5 protein-coding genes are annotated in these 5,103 nt (G+C 29.0%); all 5 read right to left on the bottom strand.

The genetic code is table 11. From position 1 onward, the window contains the following. Positions 1–126: 126 nt before the first annotated feature. Entirely contained in the window at positions 127–1,392 is a 1,266-nt protein-coding gene (locus ABJD66_RS11205; protein ID WP_348131528.1) for a hypothetical protein, read from the bottom strand. A 23-nt stretch (positions 1,393–1,415) separates the two neighbouring features. Further along, complete coding sequence (locus ABJD66_RS11200; RefSeq protein ID WP_348131525.1) at positions 1,416–2,507, bottom strand: DUF6688 family protein; 1,092 nt, start codon at positions 2,505–2,507, stop codon at positions 1,416–1,418. 16 nt (positions 2,508–2,523) lie between these two features. Beyond that, positions 2,524–3,237 (bottom strand): hypothetical protein, encoded by a 714-nt coding sequence (locus tag ABJD66_RS11195; protein WP_348131523.1) that lies wholly within the window; start codon positions 3,235–3,237, stop codon positions 2,524–2,526. Positions 3,238–3,262: 25 nt separating this feature from the next. Next, on the bottom strand, positions 3,263–4,210 hold the full coding sequence (locus ABJD66_RS11190; RefSeq protein WP_348131520.1) for a tRNA-dihydrouridine synthase family protein: 948 nt from the start codon (positions 4,208–4,210) through the stop codon (positions 3,263–3,265). A gap of 45 nt (positions 4,211–4,255) precedes the next feature. Next, positions 4,256–5,103: toxin-antitoxin system YwqK family antitoxin (locus ABJD66_RS11185; protein WP_348131517.1), on the bottom strand; the 848-nt coding region annotated here is incomplete at its 5' end.

Raw genomic sequence — 5,103 nt, 5'->3', positions numbered from 1 at the left:
TAGTACCTTATTTACTTGTTCAAATTCAGCCTTGTAAGCCTCATAGCCCTCAGGTTCATTTTTTATGAAGTCTGCTAATATTCCGCTTGTAATAGTTAATCCCATTGTAGTTTTAAATCTATATTTTTAATCGCAAACAGTATAAATAATAGATTTTGGATCTATTTTATATTGTTTTTGCTGTGTTGTTACATCTTGTAACATTACATATTTATTTACTTGTAAAAAGTTATGATAGTCACTTGTTTCTTCTTCGTAAGTAGGCGGAACTTTTCCTTTGTAAATATAATTATTTAGCTTTTTCTTATACTTATAACTCTTAGAGTTTATCTCTTCACTTTTAAACTCTTTATACCCAAAGTTGTAATATAAAGTTTTGGGAGTAAAGTTAATTGTAGACATTTCTTTTATGAAGTTGTCATTTTCTGAGCCTGGTTTTGGCAAAGGAGATTTTTCTGTTATTTGATACTCTCCAAAGACTAATTTATTGCCATCTATTAATACTCTAATGGGCATTTTATTTTCTGCTCTTGTATATTCAAAAATAATAAAGTCATTAAAATTAGTATTGTTTTTAAAGTTATATAGTGTTATTTCTTGATTTTCAGATGTCTCATAAGATTGATTAAATGCTAAAGATATTTGTTGGGGTACACTAGTTGTTTTGTGCACATAAGGAAAATCAAAACAATTGGCATCTTTATTAAAAATAGGAGTTAGGTTTACTGGGCTTTCATTAGTTTTACTGTACGTAATAAGTGTTCTATAGCTAAATCTATCACCCAAAAAAGAAGTTTTGGTAGAGTCTCCAATACTAGGATTGTAACGACCATATACACTAAATGGATATTTAGCTTTATTAGGGTTTAAGTGCAAATACTTTTCTTTTACTACGCGCCAAGTACCTGTTTGTACTTCTCCAAAAGAAGCTATCACATATTTATTATTATGGTAAAGAAATAGCGTTGGGCTACCCTCTGGAGATCTATTACCAAAAGATAAGCCATAACTACCAAGTAAGTCTTCTTCTATGTTTTTATATTGTTTTTCTGTGTTATATAAAGAGTCCATATTAGTAATTAAGTAACTTTCTCTAAGTTTTGTTAATTTGGTTTCTATAGCATTACAATTTTCAAATAATTTAGATTGTAAAAGTTTATCGTATTCCTTAAAAGTAGTTTGTTTAATTACCTTTGTAGAGTCTTTTGTACTAAGCGCTGCACAAGATTTTAGCTTTATTACAAAATCAGCTTGACTATCTATGTACTCAATTTTTTCTATACAATTACAAGTAGCAGAAGCTTTATCGTTAACAATTTCTTCAATACTCTGCGAATTACCCTTGAGTATAATTATAAATAAGAAGAGAGTTACTAGTATTATGTTTTTCATAGGTACTTTGGTTAGTTTTACAGTTACATTTTATACTGATTATTAATCTTTTTTTCTGGATTAACACATAGTAGGTATAATGTTATTAAAAAAATCCACTCTAAGGGTTTCATTAAAATATAGGTGATGTTAGACCCCATTTTTGAGTTAATTTTTAAAGAAAGATTATAGCCATACTTGTCATAATTTCTTCTGATAAAAGAGTGTAAGCCAGGAGATATATCAGTAATCATTTCTTCAAAGGCATTGGCAATTTGTAACTGTCTGTTTACAATAATAGTATTCTTGTGTCTTTTACCTAAACGAATGGGCTTTACAATTTTGGGATCTCCTTTAGCAGCTACAGTGCATAAATAATGACCTTTATGGTCTAGAATAGGAGGGTGCATTTTTTGTGAAAAAGCCCAAGTAGTAGTTTCTGTAAAAACTTTGGTAATAGAGTTTACATCTTGTCCAAATATTAGTAATATTACTGTAACAATAATAAAAACAGGAATAAAAAGTAGTAATGCCCAAACGGACTCGTTAAATCTACTAGCTAAAAAGGTATTACAACTATTAAGAAACTTATTTTTGTATACTTTGTTTTTAGCCTGTATTTTTTCTTCTTTAATTATTTTTAACAGAAGTCCTACGGCAATAATTAAACTTATAGCAGGTGTAAATACAAATAAGAATGTACCTGTGTTTTCAGCATAAATGCCAAAGCTATCTAAGTTATGATGTGTTATTTGTATAAGTATAGCAGTATTAATACATATGCCGATTATTAAAAAAACTAAGAATAATACAAGCGATAACGGAGGTAGTTTACGGCCTTTAATCCATATAAAACCAGCAGAGATATTAAAGAAAATAAAATAAACAATAAGCGTTAGTATGTGTTTGCCGCCAAACGGTATATAACATTCTGGGTCTATAGGGTCTATGGCTTCTGTATGTTGGTGTATATGTGTAAGTATACCCAGAGCAAACAAAAGAAAAGAAAGTAAATACAAAACAAATACAGTAACCTCTATATTATTTATGCCTTTTTTATTCTTTTTTAATGCTTTAACAGTAAAAAATATGAGGATAAAAAATAAAATAAGTAGTAAAGGGATAATCATTGACATTAGCTTTTCTTTTTAATTAAACACAATACTTGCTTCTTAGCTCTTTTGCTTCTTTATCTGTTCTATAACCGTGTAACAGTATGCCTTCTGTACAATTAATTTTTTTAGAGGTTATTTGCTTAATAACAAATGCTTTATAATCTTCAGTTTTGTTAAAATCTGAAGGTATTAATTTAATATGCTTTTTGGCATCTTTGATACCTAATTTTTCACTTAAGACTAAATTAAAAATTGTTTTTTTTAGTTCTTTTGTATGTATGGCGTGATCTAATTTAAAGTTATACGTAAAAGATTTATCCCCAGTTGCAATAACTATTGTGTTTTTAATGCCTAAGCTCTTCTTTTGTATAGGGATGCTGTAATACTGGTTTATAGTTTGTCCGTAATAGGCATCTATGTTAATTTTTAAGTCAGTAATATCTTTGTAATTTATTTTTTTATTATAATCAATAATAAACTCGTTAGTACTAAACTCTATGTGTCCTTCCTTTGCACAGTTAATTAATTCATAATCATAAAATTGATATATATGTGCTACACCCAAAAATAGAATAGAAATTATAAATATGGGAGTAATTATTGGCAGAATATTATCGGTTAATGGAAATTTAGTATTTAAAAAAAGTATTATCAACCCAAAAACAAAAAGAACAAAACTAGAATAAACTATTTGTTCTGTTATAGAAAGTTTTTCTTTAATAATTCTGTATTTGTAAGCAGTAAATTTCAAATTACATTTGGTGTTTATTAAAATTTTATTTCTGATCTTTAATAATATTAGCTACAGCTTGTTTGTATTTAAATTGGTTGCCAGCTTTTTTTATTGCTTTGTATGTTTTTTTTGGGTTGTTAGTTGCTAATGAAAAGAACTCCCAAAAACCTAACATTTTCATTTTTATTGGTGTTGGTCCAGATAATAATTCATCATATTGATGGTAAATAGTATCGTGAAATTCTTTAAAAATTTGCCATTTATTTTTGGGATATTCTGTTGTGTTGTTTTTTATCATACTTGGTAAAAACGGATCAGCAATTAATCCACGCCCAATCATAAAATGTTGAATGCTAGGGAACTGTTCTTTCATTTTTTTAAATTGATCCACTGTTGTTATATCGCCATTATAATACAATGTATGTTTGGCAACATCTACACATTTTTGAAAACCTTCTAAATCTACACCGCCTTTATATAATTGTTTGCCTAATCTGGCGTGTATAGCAATACTTTTTAGAGGATATTTATCTAGTACAGAAAAAGATTCTAGTATTTCGTTACTATTCTCGTATCCTAGTCTCATTTTCATAGACACGGTAACATCTGTTTCACTATGTGCACGATCTAAAATATGGTCTATTTTCTCTGGATTACAAATAAGTCCAGATCCCATACCACTATTGGTAACCATTGGGTAGGGGCAACCTAAATTCCAATTAAGCTCTTTATACCCTAAAGACTGTATGTATTTTATAGCAAATATAAATTGGTCTGCATCTGCCGTCATTACCTGTGGTATAAGGTTTAAAGATGTATTTACCTCCGGATTTAAGTCTCTTTGGTAAGAACCTTTTATCACCATTTTTTTATTAAACCTAATGTAAGGCGCATAATACGTATCTATACCACCAAAGAACTTTTGGTGAGCATTTCTAAAGTTATAATCTGTAAACCCTTGTAACGGGGATGATAATAGTTGGTATGACATTAATTGCTTTTAAGCAGCAAATATAAACTTTTGCAAACCTCTTTTTTAGTTATAAGTCTTCTCTGAAATTACTTTATCATTTTTGTACTCAACTTCTTTAGAAATTTTACCATTTAATTTATAATATTTCCACACGCCTGTTTTTTCATCATTCTTATACAAACCCTCACTTTCTACTTTTGCAGCTTCATTATATGTTTTAGCAATTCCGTTTCTTCTTCCATCTACATATGTATAGGTTGTTTCTAGCATATCATCACTATTGTAGTATTTCCACAGGCCAGATTTATATCCTATTTTAAAATCTCCTTCTGTAACAAGATTTCCGGTTTTAGAATATTTTTGGTACAAACCATCTTTATAACCGTCTTTGGAGTTTACTACTTCTTTTTTATTGCCATTATCATAAAAACTAGTTTCTGTTATTGGATAGCTAGCAGCATATGTTCTTTCACTCAGTAAAAGTCCGGCAGAGCTATAATATTTACTACTACCATCTTTTTTATTGTTTACATATGTTTCTACAGAAGTTAGTTTACCATTTGGGTAATATTCTTTTCTAATATAATTTTTGGGAGCACTATACTCTTTTTCCCAAATTACACGGTTGTCTTCTGTTTTTTGAGACCATTTTCCTGTTGCTTTATCAGCATTGTAAAAAGATGTTTCTACCAATTTAGTACCCGTATTCCCATCCTTTAAATAGGTAACCCACTTGCCGTCTTTTAAGTCTTTTTTATAATTTTCTAAACGTTGTACTTTTCCTTTTTTATCAAAGGTTTTCCACTCACCATCTTTAAGTCCGTTTTTATAATTAAAATCCTCAAAAACATCACCGTTAGTGTAGTATGATGTACTTTTACCATTGGCTTTTCCGTTTTCATCAAAAACCA

This window comes from Cellulophaga sp. (assembly GCF_039943695.1).
Classification (GTDB): Bacteria; Bacteroidota; Bacteroidia; order Flavobacteriales; family Flavobacteriaceae; genus Cellulophaga.
This window is presented reverse-complemented; position numbering and strand designations above follow the sequence as displayed.